This window comes from Providencia sp. PROV040 (assembly GCF_032706145.1).
Taxonomy (GTDB): domain Bacteria; phylum Pseudomonadota; class Gammaproteobacteria; order Enterobacterales; family Enterobacteriaceae; genus Providencia; species Providencia hangzhouensis.
The window spans coordinates 4677608-4695972 of record NZ_CP120530.1; the positions used below are offsets into that span (position 1 = coordinate 4677608).

An 18365-nucleotide genomic window follows, 5' to 3' on the forward strand; every position below is an offset into this window, starting at 1 on the left:
TTATTTAGGTTCTTAATTATCAATATAAAAATACTGCTCTACGCTTTTATGCCATTTTTAATAAATAGCAAATAATGCGTTTTGCTTGAGTGTGACTAAGATAACAAAAGCAGCTATCTTTTCGTAGTAGTGCGACATTTTATATTTTTCGACAATGGCAGTAATATTCGCCAGTATTGTCAACATAACTGTACATTGAACTTTAAAACAGACCAATATTAAGAATAAAACACTGGAACACATTATCGATAAGCATAAATAATGAACTGTTTTAGTATTAAATCCTAGTGAACCATGCTTTGGCTCATTCACATCAAAAATGAGTTATTTTTCAGATGGTCGATTTTACAATATGAAGAGGTGGGATCTATGGCAAATTGGGTAACAGGAACAGTGATTGAAGCCAAATTTTGGACTGATTCATTATTCAGCTTAGTCATTGAGGCGCCAATTAAACCCTTTACCGCCGGACAATACGCCAAACTGGCACTCGAAATCGAAGGCGAACGTATTCAGCGAGCTTATTCTTACGTCAACGCACCTAGTGATAACCGACTTGAATTTTATTTTGTCATCGTCCCCGAAGGGAAACTTAGCCCAAAATTAGCACAATTAAAACCCAATGATACGTTACAGATCACGGATGAAGCTGCGGGTTTCTTCGTTTTAGACGAAATACCCGAATGTAAAAACTTATGGATGTTATCAACAGGTACCGCCATTGGGCCTTTTTTGTCCATCTTACAGGAAGGCAAAGACCTTGAGCGCTTCGAGAACATTGTTTTACTCCACGCGGTCCGTTATGAGAAAGATTTAAGTTATTTGTCCTTAATGAAAAAGTTGGAACAACAATATCAAGGGAAATTAAAAATTGTCACCGTGGTGAGCCGCGAACAATGTACAGGTTCATTATATGGCCGTGTTCCAGCCTTAATTGAAAATCATGCACTCGAAGACGCTGTTGGCCTAGCCCTTTCGCCTGACACCTGCCACGTTATGCTATGCGGTAACCCTGAAATGGTCAGGGACACTCGCGATACACTAAAAAATAACCGTAACATGGTTAAACATTTACGCCGCAAACCTGGTCATATTTCGAGTGAGCAATACTGGTAATTTAGCATGCTACCCTGAAATATTTTCAGGGTAGCATTCATGTTATATGGTAGTCGGACTACATGGCATTGACGCTATAAATAATCCACCGTTTCTGTTTCTTCACCGTAGTGATTAACACCATCCATCCCCACAAAAGCTCCACAATCAAGTACCATTATCATAGTAATTAATAATGGTAAAAAGCGCCCTATCCCCCATTGCCATACAGGTTCAAATTGGCTGACGTCGATTGAAAAAAGAGCAAATGCCAATAAAATCAGCGCAAACCACCCACCCGATTTTCCACGGTCATGTAAACGCTTCACAAAGATAGCGGCCAAAGGGTAAAGTAGTAAAATAAATAACGATATAGCAAGTGTTTCAGAGAATAGCAGTGCATTTTGTAACAGGGCAATTACCGTCATTAAAATAAAAATGACTGCAATACCTACCCAAAATGGCCGGCGACCGATACGGCCTTTGAAGGAAAAAGCCCATTGTTGTAATGTCATTACCTATAATCCTGATACAATGTGGAAAACTAAAAATGAGTGGCTCAAAAATGACCCAAACTTTATTTCGTTCTGTATACGCCATCATAACCATTTTTGTACTTAGTGTGCCACAACTGGCTTTTGCTCAAAAAGTCCCAACGCTGCCAGATACTGACTTTGAGGTCTCCTATTTGGCCCCTGATGCGCCTTCTTTTAACCTCACTATTCCTGAATTACGTAACCAATTCAATCAAGCATACAAAGACTTATATCTTCATGAATATAAAGTAATTGCTAGCCAAGATATCGCAGCTCCCTATATTCGAGCAGCTTCTCGAATTAACCAACAAATTTATTCCTCTGCGGTGTTAGAACGCGGAAGTGAAAAAATTAAAAGTTTACAGATCACATTACTACCGTCTGATAACCCACAAGAAAACCAAAAAAATCGACAATTAATGGAAAGTTATACCATTGCAATGGTCCGTATATTCGCCCCTGAAGTTTCACAGGATAAAGCCCCTGAACTTACGGAAGCCTTAAATAAATTTATTGCCAATAATAGTGCAACTCACGCGGAAGAAGCTCGATTAGGCGCTTTAAGATATATTTTAGTAAAAAGTGACAATAATGTGCTTACTTTTGCTGTTGAACCGATTAAGCTAGAACAACAAACACCCTAAACTGACTGTGATCACGCTCTAAGAACAAGCATGATGAAAAGCAAAGCTATTATTATCCATTGTTCTTATAATGCAGAAGGTGAATGGCGACAACATTGTCACGTTACGCGTGTAACATAAGCGTGTGATGAATAACTTATTGATTAATCATTCAAACTCTCTGGTTGGAGGAAATAACATGCGACATCCATTGGTAATGGGTAACTGGAAACTAAACGGCAGCACACAGATGGTCAATGACCTCGTCGCTGGCTTGCGTAATGAACTCAGCAGCGTTGATGGCTGTGATGTGGCTATTGCACCACCTGCGATTTATTTGACTCAAGCTAAACATGCGTTAGCAGGCAGTCGCATTGCATTAGGTGCACAAAACGTTGACGTTAACCTATCAGGTGCATTTACAGGTGAAACCTCTGCTGAAATGTTAAAAGATGTTGGCGCCAAATACATCATTATCGGCCACTCAGAGCGCCGTACTTATCACAACGAAAGTGATGAATTTGTCGCTAAGAAATTTGCTGTCTTAAAAGAACAAGGTCTGATCCCAGTACTGTGTATTGGTGAAACTGAAGCTGAAAATGAAGCGGGTAAAACCGAAGAAGTCTGCGCTCGTCAAATCGATGCCGTATTGAATTCTTTAGGTGCAGAAGCTTTCCAAGGTGCCGTTATCGCTTATGAGCCAATCTGGGCTATCGGTACAGGTAAATCAGCAACACCAGCACAAGCACAAGCAATCCATAAATTTATTCGTACTCATATTGCGAAAAAAGATGCAGCCATTGCTGAACAAGTTATCATCCAATACGGCGGCTCTGTTAATGCCAGCAACGCAGCTGAGCTATTTACCCAGCCAGATATCGATGGTGCCTTAGTGGGTGGCGCTTCTCTGAAAGCTGACGCTTTTGCTGTTATTGTTAAAGCGGCTGCTGAAGCGAAAAAATCTAAATAAGGTTATTTTAATACCTTGAGATTAACCGCCAAATATTGGCGGTTTTTTATTTTAATTAATTCCAACTTGAATAAAAGCATCACATCAATATTTTTATTATTCTCATAATTACCAACCATATAATACAATTACCACTTAGTTTTAAATTTAATTAATATTTATTAATTAAATTTAAAACTAACAAATAAACATATGATTAAAAATCTTAAATAAAGTTATAAATAAAAATACACCTTTATACCGACAATAATAAAACTCCCAAAAATAACAACAAGATGCAACTTATTAGATTTTTAATTTATATATACCATTCATCATCTATTAAATAATAACGGTAGACAATCTATAAAAGTTAATACACATTTATCTCTCTAATCGCTCAACTAGATAATTAACACTAATAAAACTCACCCTGAAGGATAAATATGAAATATATAGTTGGTTTAATCTATAGCATCATAATTATATTCCCTACAATTTGTTTCTCTGAATTAAATAATGACTCTTGGCGAGTTAATACCAATATCTATTTGGAAATAGAAGAATATCAAGGACAACGGGATTCATTTAATAATAAAGTCTACGATAAAATCAGCACCGTTGGGCAACTAAAGCTTTTCAACCCGCAATCTGCCTGGCGCTTTGCTCTTGAACACCGCGAATCTTTAAGGAATCATGGCCGTAACTTCACGACTTCACGGGATTCTTACATTAGAAATCGCACGCAAATTGATGCTATCAAGAAAATGATTAACACCCCAACATCAGACTTAGAGCTTGGTTTTCGTTACAGAAAAGAGTCAAACGATGTCGAACCCAACACCAAAGCACGTTCTTCGAATCGTTTATATGGCTTAACTCCTGCCGGCGAGTACCGTTTCAATGATGATTGGTCTTTTAACTTTTGGCTCTCTTATTTTTATTACAGTAATTATTTCAATGACAGCAGTCATGAAGCAGAAACCGAATTTGGTGTGACCTATAAATATTCAGATGCATTAAAAGCAAAATTCACTGTTTATATTGATAACCAATGGGATAAACATTTCAGTACCCGCTTTTTACAATCACAAGTTCGTGCGTACCTACCCATTACCATTAAACCCAACTGGAAAATCACCCCCTATGCACGTTATTTCTTACAAGAAAATACCTATGATAAAAATAATTATTTAACACAGGAAATTAAAAATGGCTTCCGCATTGGCTCTCTCGTGGAATACCAAGTCACCCCATCACTGACTTTATGGAGTGAGTTTGCCTATGAACCTTCAACATGGAAATCACCTAAAAAGAATGGAATTACGTCAGGATATGATAATAAACAAACTCTATACCTAAGTAAAATTGGCGTAAAATACCAATGGTAACCTTTGGTTTGTAACTAACTTATTTCTCTTAAAAAAATAAGCCATGTGAAATATCATATGGCTTATATATTTTAAATTAGAAAACTACTTAAATATAAGAATAAAATATATTAAAAAGTAAATAATTAGTGAAAACATTAATTTTTTACGCTCTACCGTCGATTTAAATACCATTTAATTATAATTTATACTTACGTCACATAACAAAATAATATCAAGTTGAAATTATTCTAGGTTAAAATTAATTATTCTTGATAATTTGCTATTTAATATCAATGAGATAAATAAAGCCCCCTTCTCTATCTATTTGTACTCTATTCCTCTTACTCTGAAAGAGAGAATACTATCAACTGTGAGCACTCTCACATCATAAATATATCCAGCCACTTATTATTTTTTGAAAAATAACTTAGGGAAAATGAAAAATGAAGAAATTCACTTTACTTAGTGCTTGTATTTTCAGTGCATTTTCAATGGCGAACCCAATAACACAAGCCCAATTGAATGAATTATGGCAAGACAAACAAAAGTCTGCACAAGAAATAGTAAATAATATGTCCGAGGCTGAGAAAATTGGTCAGCTCTTCATGTTAGATTTCAGATATTGGAATAAAGACAGCCATGGAGAACCCGCTCCTTTTCTCGTTATGAATGATGAAGTTTCTAAGGTTATCAATCAGTACCACCTCGGTTCGGTGATCCTATTTAGAGAAAATCTGATTGATACACCACAAACTGTGGAGTTAATTAATAAACTTCAATCTTCCCGCAGTAACCTTCCACTATTTATTGGCACCGACCAAGAAGGGGGTTATGTCACCCGCTTACGCGTAGGCACCGAAATGCCCGGAAATATGGCATTAGGCGCAGCACGTAACCCAGCCCTTGCAGAGCTAACAGGGATGATCCACGGATATGAGCTATCCAGTCTTGGTTTTAATATCAATTTTGGCCCAGTTGTTGATGTTAATAACAACCAAAATAACCCAGTGATTGGGGTACGCTCATACTCAGATGATAAAAATTTAGTTGGCACTCTGGCCACCAGCTATATTCAAGGCATTCATAAATATAATTTATTGACGTCACTTAAACATTTCCCGGGTCATGGAAATGTCTCTGCTGACTCCCATGTTGATTTACCCGTTGTTAATTCCGACGCGAAAACATGGCGAGACACTGAACTCGTCCCATTCAAATACGCGTTATCTCATGGTGCTGATGCCGTCATGACCGCACATATCATTGTACCAGCACTGGATGACGATAAGATCACCACACTTGCAGGTAAACAAGTTGGCACCCCAGCGACGCTTTCCAAACCTATTTTGCATGGTATTTTACGCGATGAGCTCAACTATGATGGCTTGATAGTGACAGATGCCATGGACATGGGGGCTATTGCTGACAACTTCGATATTAATTGGGCGGTAGAAACCTCGTTACTCGCTGGCTCAGATATTATTCTTATGCCAATTAAAATGTGGGACTCCCAAGCGGTTTCTCGTTTAGATAACATGTACCGCTATTTAGAAACACAAGCAGAGAAAAACCCAGAACTGAAAAAACGTATTGATGAATCCGCAAAACGTGTAGTGCTGAAAAAGCTTCAGCAAGAAATTACAGCACAACCAATAGACTTAGTGAAGGCAGAACAAGTCGTCGCATCAAAAGGCCATAAAGATATTGAAAATATGGTTTCTGAGCAGGCTATCACATTAATTAAAAATGAGAATGTGCTGCCCTATCAATTAAAACCGCTAAATCGAATTTTCATTATTTCTGATGAAAAGCCACGCAATACCTTAATTCAAAAACAGTTAAATGATATCGCACAGGAAACGGGGGTTGCTATTATTACAGGCGAAAGTGTCGTTAAATTGAATGAAAGTACGCTAACTCAAGATGAAGCAAAAAAACTGGTTCAAAACCAAGATTTAGTATTACTGACGACCTATAATTTAAAGGATACGCCAACGAATGCTCAGCTTATCATTGATGCTGCAAACCAACTTAAAACCCCTATTGTTGTTATCTCTTCACGTAACCCCTATGACATTGCATACCTAAACGATGTAAACGCAAATATTGCCATCTATGGTATTACCGGATTTGATATCACCAATAATAACCGCAATTCGTTAGAAACCAATATTCGCAGCGGTTTACGGACATTATTTGCTAACACTCACGGCCAGCCGCTAAACCCACCTCAAGGGTTGCTACCCGTTAATATTAAAAACCCACAAGGTAACAAAGTGCTGTTCCCTTATGGTCATGGTGAAACCTACTCCACAATCAATTAATTACACAACCTATTAATTATTAACAATGATTTAGCCTTTATACCCCACGGTATAAAGGCCAGACACTAACGCCTTGAACTAAGGCATAAAAAACAAAATATACATAAAAATTAAAGGGTTAAAATGAAAACTTCACTGAATGGTTTACTTTTTGTTACTCTCACAGGATTGACAACATCCGTTTTCGCAGCTGATCAGGTCAATAATGATTACTGGCGCGTTTCTTCCAACGTCTATATGGAACTCGAAAAATTTGAAGGACACCATAATACCAGCGGTCGTAAGGTCTACGACAAAACCACGATGGTTGGCCAACTATTTTTAGCGAATCCTGAATCAAAATGGAGCTTTTTTCTGGAACATAAGGAATCATTAAGAAGCTACAACCACAATTTCTCAACATCCAAAGATTCTTTTATTCGTAATCGTACACAAATTGGCGCTACTCGGAAAATGTATGCGAGCGATATTGGTCAGTTCAATTTGAATGTCACCTATCGTAAGGAATCAAATGACTCCGCACCGGGCACACAGGCACGGCCATCGAATACTATGTTTTGGTTAATGCCTAGCGGGACATACAATTTCAATGATAAGTGGGCATTTAACTTTTGGGATGCGGTTTACCATTACGATAATTTCCATGCCCCCAATAGTTATGAGTGGGAATCCGAACACGGACTTGTTTATAAGGTCAACGACTCTGCAACCGCCAAAGTCTATCTATACACCGATTGGACATGGGATAAAGACTTTAATAAGACATGGGAACAAAACCAAATTCGCGGTTATTTTCCTATCACGTTAAATCAGGACTGGAGCGTAATGCCTTATTTTCGTTATTATTTAAATGAACATAACTACGATAGTAACAAACGCACTACCCAGAAAGTTAAAGACGGCTACCGTGTCGGGACACAAGTTTTTTATAACTTAACACCAAAACTAACACTATGGGGCGGCTTCGCAGTTGAACCTAGTACTTGGGAAAACCCAAAAAATGCAGGTATCACCTCAGGTGGCAACAACCGTCAAACATTTTATCTTGGCCAGTTAGGTGTCAAATACCAGTGGCAATAAATTAACCTCATTCCTAGTCTGCCCCTCACAGGCTAGGAATAATACCCCATTTTAATTCTGTTTTTATTATACCCGCCCTTAACTATCATTACTCAAAATATTTATTACACCTAAGATAATACTCTAAATAGTTCAAATTGTAGGTAGGCGGCAAACAAACGAGACCCTAGGAGCATACACCAGTATGTGACTAGGGTGAGAGCGTGCAGCCAACACCCCTACAAATTGAAATATGACGAGTATTTAGGCGGCAAACAAACGAGACCCTAGAAGCATACACCAGTATGTGACTAGGGTTAGCGAACGTAGCCAACAACGCTACAGTGCGAAATATGAAGAGTATTAGCGTTGGATGATTTCGTCGAACACCCCCCCATTCGCAAAATGAGTTGCTTGTGCCGCTTGCCACCCTCCGAAACTTTCATCTACCGTCAGTAACTTAAGCTCAGGAAACTGCTGCTGATATTTTTTAGCCACTTCCACATTTCGTGGACGATAGTAGTTTTTCGCTGCAATTTCCTGCCCTTCAACTGAATAGAGGTGCTCTAGGTAAGCTTCGGCAACTGCCCTGCGGTCACGTTTATCGACAGTTTTATCAACAACAGCGACAGTTGGCTCAGCAAGAATCGAAATACTTGGCGTCACTATCTCAAACTGCCCACTTTCCCCTAACTCATTGATAGCGAGTAAAGCCTCATTCTCCCAAGCAATTAATACATCACCTATACCGCGTTCAACAAAACTATTGGTTGCGCCGCGAGCCCCCGAATCGAGTACTTCCACATTTTTATAGAGCTGTTTAACGAATTGTTTCGCTTTTTCAGGGTCTTGCTGATTTTTATCTAACGCATAGCCCCATGCTGCTAAGTAATTCCAACGTGCTCCGCCGGAGGTTTTCGGGTTGGGTGTCACCACGGAAACGTCTTTGCGGACTAAGTCGTCCCAATCTTTGATATTTTTCGGGTTATCTTTACGAACGAGAAAGACGATAGTCGATGTATAAGGAGCTGAATTATCGGGGAGCTTTTTTATCCAATTTTTATCTATACGGCCACTTTGTGCTATAGCATCAACATCATAAGCTAAAGCTAAGGTAACAACATCGGCTTCTAATCCATTCACCACTGATATGGCTTGCTTACCTGAGCCACCATGAGATTGCCGAACGGTAACGGTATCGCCCGTTTTCTTTTTCCAATAATCACTGAACTCCTGATTATATTGCTGATAAAACTCACGAGTCGGATCATAAGACACATTCAACAATTGAACATTTTTCGCCCAAGCCCCTGTTGCTAACAGCAATAGCAATGCCGTCGTAAATTGTGATTTTGTTACCTGCCATGAACGTGTCATCCACATTTCCTCATTAAATTTATGATAAGAAGAGGCTGACAGATAGCATCAATTACGGGAAATAATTAAAAAGAAAAACTTATAAGAATGAGGAATATGTGAACAAAGAATAAAAGATAAAGACTTACAAATAGCCCTATTTTAAATAGTTTGAGTTGTGACTAGGCGGCAGCTCGGGGTGCATACATAAGTATGTGACCCGAGTAACCGAGAGCTGCCAACAACGTCACAGCTCAAAATATGACGAAGAAAAAGAAGAGGAAGAATTAGTACAGCTTCTTCGCCGTATCAAACCAATCCTTCTTAAAGACGCGCTTCATATTCATAACAGCATCAATAATGTCATGATGAACTAATTTTTCATTTTGGATACCAACACAGCGCCCACCATAGCCTTCTAACAGAAGTTGAATGGAATAGGCTCCCATGCGTGATGCCAAAATGCGGTCATAAGCAACTGGAGATCCGCCACGCTGGATATGGCCTAGAACCGTTGCGCGAGTTTCATGATGTGTTTCTTGCTCTATATATTTCGCTAACTCACCCACATCACAAACGTGTTCGGTAATAGCGACAATCGCATGGCGTTTACCTTTTTCAATGCCACGCTTGATTTCAGATAACAGTTCTTCGCGGTCAAAAGCCATTTCTTGCTCAGGTAATACTAAGAATTCACAGCCCCCTGCAATCGCAGCAGATAATGTTAAATCACCACAGTAACGCCCCATGACTTCAACAATCGAAATACGTTTATGGGAAGTCGAAGTATCACGAAGGCGGTCAATGGCCTCAACAACCGTTTCGAGGGCAGTAAAATAGCCGATGGTATAGTCTGTGCCAGCAACGTCATTATCAATCGTTCCAGGTAGACCAATACATGGGAACCCTGCTTCCGTCAGTGCTTTAGCCCCCAAATAAGAGCCATCACCACCGATGACAACTAATGCGTCAATATGGTTTTTCTTCAGATTATCAAATGCGACTGCACGCACTTTTTCATCACGGAATTGTGGAAAACGAGCTGAACCTAAAAAGGTACCACCACGGTTAATCATATCCGACACGCTATACCGGTCTAATTGCTTCATGCGGTTTTCATATAAGCCAAGGTAACCGTCAAAAATACCCATGACTTCTAAACCTTCACCTAGTGCCGCACGAACCACACCGCGGATAGCGGCATTCATGCCTGGCGCGTCACCACCACTCGTTAAAACCCCAATTCTTTTAATCTGCTTGACCATGATGACCTCTGATTAATGAACATAAAATTGCAAATCGATAAAACCGTTACGCTGTTAATCTTTTTAACGCTAATTACACTGACTGACTAGTGCTGAATTGATTCACCTAACAGCATAATACGGCAAAGAGTGAATTATGCATCTGCTTTCCATCAAGCTTTTATGTTTTATTGTGATCCAGTTTACATAATTCTAGCCGATCACCCCAATAGGTAAATCCTTCAAGGTAAAAAAAGCCCTAGAGTACAAAATACAGCGTATTACCCTAGTCATACCTTAGTTTGAAATAAAAATTAAGTATTAATGATAACACTTAAATTCCTTCGATGCTGTACCTATAAAACAAAAGAAAAGCACCATTTTGGTGCTCTTTTGATTAACGAACAAAAACGAAAATAAAATGGGATTATGTATAGTAATAACGCGTTAAATGGAAAAAAATAGGCGCAGCAAAACACAATGAGTCAATACGATCCAGCATCCCACCATGCCCTTCAATAATCGCCCCAAAATCTTTAATACCACTATCACGCTTAATTGCTGACATACATAACCCACCCACAAACCCCATAATGGTAATAGCGAATGACATCAGCCCCGCAACCCACCAGCTAAACGGGGTTACCCAGTAAAGACAAACACCAATGAGTACTGAAGATAATACTCCGCCAATAAAACCTTCAATGGTCTTATTTGGGCTCAACTTAGGCACAATAGGCCGCTTACCCATTAACTTGCCAAAAACATACTGCAACACATCTGAAATTTGCGTCACAATAATCAAGAAAAGTAATAATTTTACGTTTTCGCCTTCATAGCCTTGAATATTCAACATCAATAACGCAGGGACGTGGCTTAAACAGAAAACAGCCACCAACATCCCCCACTGAATTTTTGCAGTGCGTTCAAGAAAATGAAAGGTATCTCCAGCTAAAGCAATACGGGTAGGCAAGAAAAGGAATACAAAAACAGGTACGAAAATTGAAAATAACCCATACCATTCAATACCTACCAATACATATTGCAATGGAATAAAAACAAAGAAGCACCAAAATAATGCCTCGTGGTCACTTCGCCGTGTTGGCGTTAAGGTAATAAATTCTCTTAGTGCAAAGAACGATATCAGTGCGAATAAGATCACGACACCTATATTGCCAAGCACCACAGCAAGTACACAAATAATGCACATAACCCACCATGCGCGGATACGAGCATTCAAATTATCAATGGTTGGGTTACTTTTTTCATCTGAATAACGATATGCAAGAATACCACCAATAACACTAGCAAATACTAGTATCCCAAACACACCTGACAACAATAATACTAATTCCCTGTCCCCAATACTCATGGCATTAGCTCCTCAAGTGCTTCTTTGGCTCGCTGCAAAAAGTCGATTTTATTTTCATTCTCCATAATAGGCTCCAGAGGCTTACCAACGATAGCTGAGCAAATCACAGGCACAACAAGCTTTGACCCCTTCGGTAATACACGATTTAAATTTTCCAAATAGACTGGAACAACTTCAACATCAGGGTATTTTTTCGCGAGATGGTAGAGCCCACTTTTAAATTGACTTAGCGTTTCCCCATCTCCACGCGTACCCTCAGGAAAAAATATTAATGAATGCTTTGACTCTAATACTGATTCTAAAGGAGCTAATGTATTATTTTGTGCGGGCTTATCGCCTTTTCTATCGACTAATACAGTGCGAAAAACCTTATTAACTAAATAACGCCGAAATGGTGTCTTAACCCAATAATCTTTAGCGGCAACAGGGTGAACAAAATGGCGCATTAACGGCGGCAACCCAGACCAAATAACCAAACCATCAAGATGACTGGAATGATTAGCATAATAAATACGCGAAGCCATTGAAGGTTGGCACCCGACCCAACGAGTGCGAACGCCAGTTAATAAACGGCAGGTTCCCGATAACAGCATGCCCATTCCCTTAGCTAAAAGAGAAATTCTCTGCACTTTTTCCATCTTTTTTCCTTGCTAACGTTTTATCAAACGAAAATTTGCAAAATTACGAAAAGACCTGAATATCGTTTAATTAACAAGATAGAGAGTCAGTTACAGGAGTACAACGGGATAAGTTCTGATTTATAATATAAGAAAAGTAATATTGAGATAAACAGCAGGGAATAAGTGATTGGTGTAGCAATATATCATCACATTACTACACCAGAACGACATCCAACTAACATCAATAATTAAATATTATTTTTTGTCAGCGGCAATACGGTCACGGATGTTTTGTGCGCGCTCGCTTGATGGTGGGTGAGAATCAAACATACTTGTTTCACTGCTACCCATTTTCGCTAATTTTTCAAAACCAGTAACTAAACCTTCAGTTTTAACACCGCGTTTTTTCAGTAAATCGTAAGAGAAGTTATCAGCTTCACTTTCTTGGTGCTGAGAGAACTGTGAGTTAATCAGTTTTTCACCTAGTGCAGCAACTTGTGATGCGCTCAGTTGTTCTGCTACGCCACCCGCTGATGATGCAGCAGTACGTGCAGCAACCGTTGCATAAGCAACTTGCATAGCTTTACGTGTATGACCTAATGCAACGTGGCCCATTTCATGACCTAAAACACCTTCGACTTCATTGTCATTCATCACATCCATCAGGCCACTGTATACACGTACACAACCATTCGCCATCGCCCATGCATTTACATCGCTAGTCATATAAACTTTATAGTTTACTGGGGTACCATCAACTTCGTTACCCAATGCTTTTGCGATTTTATCTAAACGTTTTGCATATTTGCTAGACGCTGGTGCGATTTTGTTTTGCGCATCCATTTCTTTACATGATTCATCACTGAATTTTTTAACGTCTGCATCACTCAGTGTTGCCGCTTGGAATAATTGCATACCTGAGTTAGTCAACATCCCTTGGTCTAAATTTTTACAACCCGTTAAAATGACAGCAGAAACAGCAACTGCCACAAGCGCTTTCATCTTCATAGAACATTTTCCTTTAGTATATAGGTATTATTTTTTAACAACGCTAAAGACTATGAATTTTGCGAAAAATAACAATAGGAATAAAGCCATAATTATCTAATATATGAATTTGATAACGTTTTGACTAAAATTGCAAAATGGGCAGAATATTATTCCAATAATAAGTACTATATAAGCTTCATACAAATAGTACTTAAATTTAGAGTGAAAAAATTCTAACTATTTAATAAATAACTCAATAATGCAAAAATCATTTTCTGTATTTTGCTCAATAGTAAATTGTAGATTCTCTCGATTTTCTTTGATTAGTAGAGTCTCGAATGGTTTTAAATAAAAGCAATCTGAATTAATAGTCACCCCCAAATTAGGGGTAATATTAAAAATTAAGATCTCACTTGCTCCACTGACCCAAGAGTTAATAAGCGCAGTATTCACCCATTGTAAGCGGGCTTGATATTTTTCAGGATTATAGATGACATTAAAATCACGAATTGCACCTTGGATAAGCTCCGCATAAACCTCACTTTCCCCATTAAAAGCAAAAAACTCTTTTTGCTTTAACGTCACCGCAGGGTTCTTATCCACATGTAAAATAAATCCTTCCCCTTCCAATACTCCAATAATACGTTGTCGATTTTGGAAAAACGAAAATGATCCCGCCGCTTTAACATCTGCAATAGACACTCGCCAATCAAAATCATCTAAACCTTCACCATGACTGCGTGCCAATTCAAGTGTCGACCCTTGGCCATTTTTCCAAGGCATATTGCGATAATCTTGCGTCGTTAATATCTGAGTCATAAAGTGAACCCTACTTTGGTGGATACGTTATTTTTATAGTGAGCTTAGCTAATGGCTAGCCTAATCATAGATAAGCTATTTTTTAGATACTCTTAAACTGTAGCTTTAATCCGAGAGAATTAACGATTTTTATAATCGTCATAAATGTTGGATTTCCCTGTCCTGATAGCGCCTTATATAAACCTTCACGACTCATTCCAACTTCTTTAGCTAATTGGCTCATATTTCTTGCCTTCGCAATATCACCAAGTGCAGCGAGAACTAGACTAGGGTCACCTTCTTCTAGAATTTCGTTTAGATACATTTGTATTTCTTCTTCACTGTTTAAATACTCAGCGATATCAAATTCTTTTAATTTAGTATTCATAGTTCCCCCTCAACTTCACCAAAAAGGAGTTTAGCTTTATGGATATCCTTCTGCTGCATTGCCTTTGTCCCACCACAAAGTAAAATTACAATAACCTTGTTTTTCTGCTTTAGATAAACACGATACCCTTGTCCTTCATGTACCCTCAGTTCCGAAAAGCCATCACCAATGGGTTGAACATCACCATAATTTCCATTTTTTAACCGCCTAATTCTCATTAGAATTTTAGTTTTAGCTCAAATATCTCTAAGATTTTTGATCCAACTATCAAAACATTCCGTTGTTAGAACCGTGATCATAAGACTGCTCCTTGTCTTTATGTTTTTATCTTAGCAATCTTCGTTTAGTTGTCAACTATAGTTAACAGCCATGAATAAAGGACTAGTTTAGAAACAAAAAAAAAGCCCCTAACAGGGGCTATAAAAGACAGGGATGGTGTCTATGGCAAGGAAAAACTTCACTTACTGCTACTTCACTACTTACTATGGAACTCAATATATGAAACTAACTAACTTGCATTACTACAGGCATTACTATAGGTACTAACAACTAAATTTACTGAAACTGCATCGCTTGAAATTCCGCCATTTTGTGTTGGTGAATATTTTCAAGCTCAGTTTTCTGCTCTGGCGTTAACAACCGGTACAATTCATGGTGAATTCGAGCCATTTCAACACGTTGTTCCAGTTCTTTTTGCATTCGTTTTTCAAGTTCTTCACGAACCGCTTTGTCATCAAAGCTATCCGCTATAATTAATTTGTGCAGCGCTTCACGTTCTTTAACTAAAGCAGTGTTATCAACATGATAATGGCGCTGTGTTGCCATTAAATCGCGTAATTGCTGGCGCTGTTTTTCATTTAACGTGATACCATTAAACATAAAGGTACTGGCACGTTCTTCACTGCTAAATAACTCATGATGTTGAAAGGGCACAACCGCATTACCTGACGGCGTAGTTGGCTCAGACTGCATCTGTAACATCAAAGGTGTTGAACTTTCATTTGCAGCACTTTGTGGCTCTTCTGCAAAAGTAGCCGCTGGCCCGAACACAAACGCAGAAGCTAAAACTAACATTGCGGTTTTATGTACTGTATTATGTACTTTGCTATGTGTTGTTCTCAGCATTTGACACCTTGTCTCCGAACTGTGCTCGTGATTCAATGTGAACAAATATACACCTGTGGCTGCAAACTAGCGTCAGAGCATGTAAAAGAACGTAAAGTCATGGAATCGTACAGATTGTTATCGTATTTTGGCAGTTGGAGGACTTAAAAAATGCATAAAATCCTATTAGTTGATGACGACCGTGAACTCACGTCGCTATTAAAAGAACTGCTGGAAATGGAAGGTTTCAATGTTGTCATCGCCTATGATGGTGAACAGGCATTACAGCAAATTGACTCATCCATTGACCTGTTACTACTTGATGTCATGATGCCGAAAAAAAATGGTATTGAGACATTAAAAGAACTGCGCCAAATCCATCAGACCCCCGTAATCATGTTAACGGCTCGCGGTAGTGAGCTAGATAAAGTTCTGGGCCTAGAATTAGGTGCAGACGACTATCTACCTAAACCGTTCAATGACCGTGAACTAGTCGCGCGTATTCGTGCTTTATTACGCCGTTCTAACTGGAGCGAACAAACCCAAGGCGACAATAGCAATACCCCTGTTTTACAAGTTGATAAACTGCAACTTAACCCAGGCCGCCAAGAAGCCAGCTTTGATGATGAAATTTTGGACTTAACAGGTACCGAATTTACGTTGTTATATCTGCTCGCACAGCACCTAGGCCAAGTTGTTTCTCGTGAACACCTTAGCCAAGAAGTACTTGGGAAGCGCTTAACACCGTTTGACCGTGCTATTGATATGCATATTTCAAACTTACGCCGCAAACTTCCGGAACGCACTGATGGCCAGCCGTGGTTTAAAACCTTACGTGGCCGTGGATACTTAATGGTTTCTGCCACATGATCAACAGCTTAACCGCAAGGATCTTTGCGATCTTCTGGTTTACCCTCGCACTAGTATTAATGCTAGTGCTGATGGTGCCCAAGCTCGACTCTCGGCAAATCACCGTCCTTATGGAAAGTGAACAACGCCAAGGGGAGATGCTTGAGCAGCATATTGAAGCCGAACTCGCACAAGCTCCGATGAATGACCTACTTTGGTGGCGGCGTATTTCTAACGCCATCAAAAAATGGGCACCTCCCGGCCAACGGTTGATTATCGTCACCAGTGAAGGCCGTGTGATTGGTGCTATGCCAAGTGAAATGCAGGTGATACGTAACTTTATTGGCCAGTCCGATAACGCAGATCACCCGAAAAAGAAAAAATATGGACGAGCTGAAATCCTCGGGCCATTCTCCATTCGCGATGGGGAAGACCACTACCAGCTATATTTAGTTCGCCCAGCAAGCAGCCCGCAATCTGACTTTATTAACTTATTGTTTGATAGGCCTTTCTTATTACTGATTGCCACAATGCTGATCAGTGCTCCGTTATTATTATGGCTATCTTGGAGTCTTGCCCGCCCTGCCCGTAAGTTAAAAATGGCGGCCGACGATGTGGCGAAAGGAAATTTACGGCCACACCCAGAGCTAGAAGCCGGCCCACAAGAGTTCTTGTCTGCTGGGAATAGCTTTAACCAGATGATCAGCGCCCTTGATGGTATGGTTAGCGCACAGCAACGCTTAATCTCTGATATTTCTCATGAATTACGAACTCCATTGACACGTTTACAGTTAGCAACAGCCTTATTGCGCCGTCGCCATGGGGAAAGTAAAGAGTTAGAACGCATCGAAACCGAGACCCATCGCCTAGATAGCATGATTAACGATTTGCTGGTGCTATCTCGTAGCCAGCACAAAAACGAGATCTTGCGTGAAAATATCAAAGCCGATGAACTTTGGGGCGATATCTTAGATGACGCTAGCTTTGAAGCCGAACAAATGAACAAAACCCTCGAGGTCACTTCTAACCCTGGACCTTGGCCGCTATATTGCAACCCTTCTGCTGTCGGGAGTGCTTTTGAAAATATTGTGCGTAACGCACTACGCTATTCGCACACGCATATTGCCGTTGATTTCAAAGAAGAAAATAACGGTATTTTAATCACTGTCGATGATGATGGCCCTGGTGTTAGCCCTGCTGACCGTGAGCACATTTTCCGTCCGTTCTACCGCACGGATGAAGCTCGGGACAGGGAGACGGGTGGGACTGGTTTAGGTCTTGCAATTGTTGAAACCGCAATAACACAACATAAAGGTTGGGTGAAGGCGGATGATAGCCCATTAGGTGGTTTAAGGTTACAAATCTGGCTACCTGAACACGGCCGGTAAATTAATTTTATTCATACAAATAAACCCCCTTATTTTATTCACAATATGGGGGTTTATTTTTTCAGTCAACTTATACCTATTAATAGGGAATAGTCCTATATTGCATCTAAAAACAACAACTCCCAAATACCTAACCAATATAAAACTCTATTTTGCTGTTTTTCACACGCAAAAAAAAGAATAATAGAAAAGAATTTTTGAAATTAGCAACGTACTAGCCTAGTAAAAAGTATATCGCTTTACATCTTAAGATGTTACTAATTCCTATACCTAACATATTAATCTGATATTCTGTTA

The 18365-nt window shown here is 39.3% G+C and carries 19 protein-coding genes; 8 read left to right on the forward strand and 11 right to left on the reverse strand.

Features of this window, described 5'->3' with window-relative positions; translation table 11 throughout:
• Positions 1-57 precede the first annotated feature (57 nt).
• Positions 58-186, reverse strand: a complete 129-nt coding sequence (locus tag P3L40_RS21885) for a hypothetical protein (protein ID WP_255468617.1) — start codon at positions 184-186, stop codon at positions 58-60.
• A 183-nt stretch (positions 187-369) separates the two neighbouring features.
• On the opposite strand from P3L40_RS21885, the gene fpr reads away from it, so the two are divergent.
• Positions 370-1116, forward strand: coding sequence for a ferredoxin--NADP(+) reductase (gene fpr, locus P3L40_RS21890; protein ID WP_136135347.1), 747 nt, complete (start codon positions 370-372; stop codon positions 1114-1116).
• A 74-nt stretch (positions 1117-1190) separates the two neighbouring features.
• Here fpr and P3L40_RS21895 read toward each other — a convergent pair whose 3' ends face one another.
• Positions 1191-1610 carry a DUF805 domain-containing protein gene (locus tag P3L40_RS21895; protein WP_094961896.1) on the reverse strand — a complete coding sequence of 140 codons (420 nt, stop codon included), beginning with the start codon at positions 1608-1610 and terminating at the stop codon, positions 1191-1193.
• Between the two features lie 35 nt (positions 1611-1645).
• Here P3L40_RS21895 and P3L40_RS21900 point away from each other — a divergent pair, with 35 nt between their 5' ends.
• From P3L40_RS21900 to P3L40_RS21920, 5 genes are all read left to right on the forward strand, one after another.
• Positions 1646-2275 (forward strand): DUF1454 family protein, encoded by a 630-nt coding sequence (locus P3L40_RS21900; protein ID WP_004265284.1) that lies wholly within the window; start codon positions 1646-1648, stop codon positions 2273-2275.
• 178 nt (positions 2276-2453) lie between these two features.
• A complete protein-coding gene (gene tpiA, locus P3L40_RS21905; RefSeq protein WP_036959102.1) occupies positions 2454-3224 on the forward strand; it encodes a triose-phosphate isomerase in 771 nt (256 codons plus the stop codon).
• 425 nt (positions 3225-3649) lie between these two features.
• Positions 3650-4594, forward strand: coding sequence for an OmpG family monomeric porin (locus P3L40_RS21910; RefSeq protein WP_004265280.1), 945 nt, complete (start codon positions 3650-3652; stop codon positions 4592-4594).
• A gap of 425 nt (positions 4595-5019) precedes the next feature.
• Complete coding sequence (locus P3L40_RS21915; RefSeq protein ID WP_004265278.1) at positions 5020-6900, forward strand: glycoside hydrolase family 3 protein; 1881 nt, start codon at positions 5020-5022, stop codon at positions 6898-6900.
• A gap of 123 nt (positions 6901-7023) precedes the next feature.
• Positions 7024-7980 carry an OmpG family monomeric porin gene (locus tag P3L40_RS21920; protein WP_004265276.1) on the forward strand — a complete coding sequence of 319 codons (957 nt, stop codon included), beginning with the start codon at positions 7024-7026 and terminating at the stop codon, positions 7978-7980.
• Positions 7981-8322: 342 nt separating this feature from the next.
• Here P3L40_RS21920 and P3L40_RS21925 read toward each other — a convergent pair whose 3' ends face one another.
• The 9 genes from P3L40_RS21925 to P3L40_RS21965 form a co-directional block, all read right to left on the reverse strand.
• Positions 8323-9336: a sulfate ABC transporter substrate-binding protein gene (locus P3L40_RS21925; protein ID WP_210852737.1), complete on the reverse strand. Its 1014-nt coding sequence runs from the start codon at positions 9334-9336 to the stop codon at positions 8323-8325.
• Positions 9337-9602: 266 nt separating this feature from the next.
• On the reverse strand, positions 9603-10580 hold the full coding sequence (pfkA, locus tag P3L40_RS21930; RefSeq protein WP_004265237.1) for a 6-phosphofructokinase: 978 nt from the start codon (positions 10578-10580) through the stop codon (positions 9603-9605).
• Between the two features lie 406 nt (positions 10581-10986).
• Positions 10987-11931 carry a phosphatidate cytidylyltransferase gene (locus P3L40_RS21935; RefSeq protein WP_210852739.1) on the reverse strand — a complete coding sequence of 315 codons (945 nt, stop codon included), beginning with the start codon at positions 11929-11931 and terminating at the stop codon, positions 10987-10989.
• On the reverse strand, positions 11928-12569 hold the full coding sequence (locus P3L40_RS21940; RefSeq protein ID WP_210852741.1) for a lysophospholipid acyltransferase family protein: 642 nt from the start codon (positions 12567-12569) through the stop codon (positions 11928-11930). The genes P3L40_RS21935 and P3L40_RS21940 overlap by 4 nt, the downstream gene beginning before the upstream one ends.
• A gap of 237 nt (positions 12570-12806) precedes the next feature.
• Positions 12807-13559, reverse strand: a complete 753-nt coding sequence (locus tag P3L40_RS21945; RefSeq protein WP_004265231.1) for a M48 family metallopeptidase — start codon at positions 13557-13559, stop codon at positions 12807-12809.
• Between the two features lie 219 nt (positions 13560-13778).
• Positions 13779-14360, reverse strand: coding sequence for a HutD family protein (locus P3L40_RS21950; protein WP_112308379.1), 582 nt, complete (start codon positions 14358-14360; stop codon positions 13779-13781).
• 82 nt (positions 14361-14442) lie between these two features.
• Positions 14443-14727, reverse strand: coding sequence for an addiction module antidote protein (locus tag P3L40_RS21955; RefSeq protein ID WP_004265229.1), 285 nt, complete (start codon positions 14725-14727; stop codon positions 14443-14445).
• Positions 14724-14945, reverse strand: a complete 222-nt coding sequence (locus P3L40_RS21960; RefSeq protein ID WP_410482065.1) for a type II toxin-antitoxin system RelE/ParE family toxin — start codon at positions 14943-14945, stop codon at positions 14724-14726. The genes P3L40_RS21955 and P3L40_RS21960 overlap by 4 nt, the downstream gene beginning before the upstream one ends.
• A 337-nt stretch (positions 14946-15282) precedes the next feature.
• Positions 15283-15852 (reverse strand): Spy/CpxP family protein refolding chaperone, encoded by a 570-nt coding sequence (locus P3L40_RS21965; protein ID WP_210852743.1) that lies wholly within the window; start codon positions 15850-15852, stop codon positions 15283-15285.
• 150 nt (positions 15853-16002) lie between these two features.
• Between P3L40_RS21965 and cpxR the strand changes: the two genes are divergently transcribed.
• The gene (cpxR, locus tag P3L40_RS21970) at positions 16003-16701 is read left to right on the forward strand and encodes an envelope stress response regulator transcription factor CpxR (RefSeq protein WP_004265224.1); all 699 of its coding nucleotides are present in this window, start codon (positions 16003-16005) and stop codon (positions 16699-16701) included.
• On the forward strand, positions 16698-18068 hold the full coding sequence (gene cpxA / locus P3L40_RS21975; RefSeq protein WP_004265222.1) for an envelope stress sensor histidine kinase CpxA: 1371 nt from the start codon (positions 16698-16700) through the stop codon (positions 18066-18068). Before cpxR ends, cpxA begins: the two co-directional genes overlap by 4 nt.
• Positions 18069-18365 lie beyond the last annotated feature (297 nt).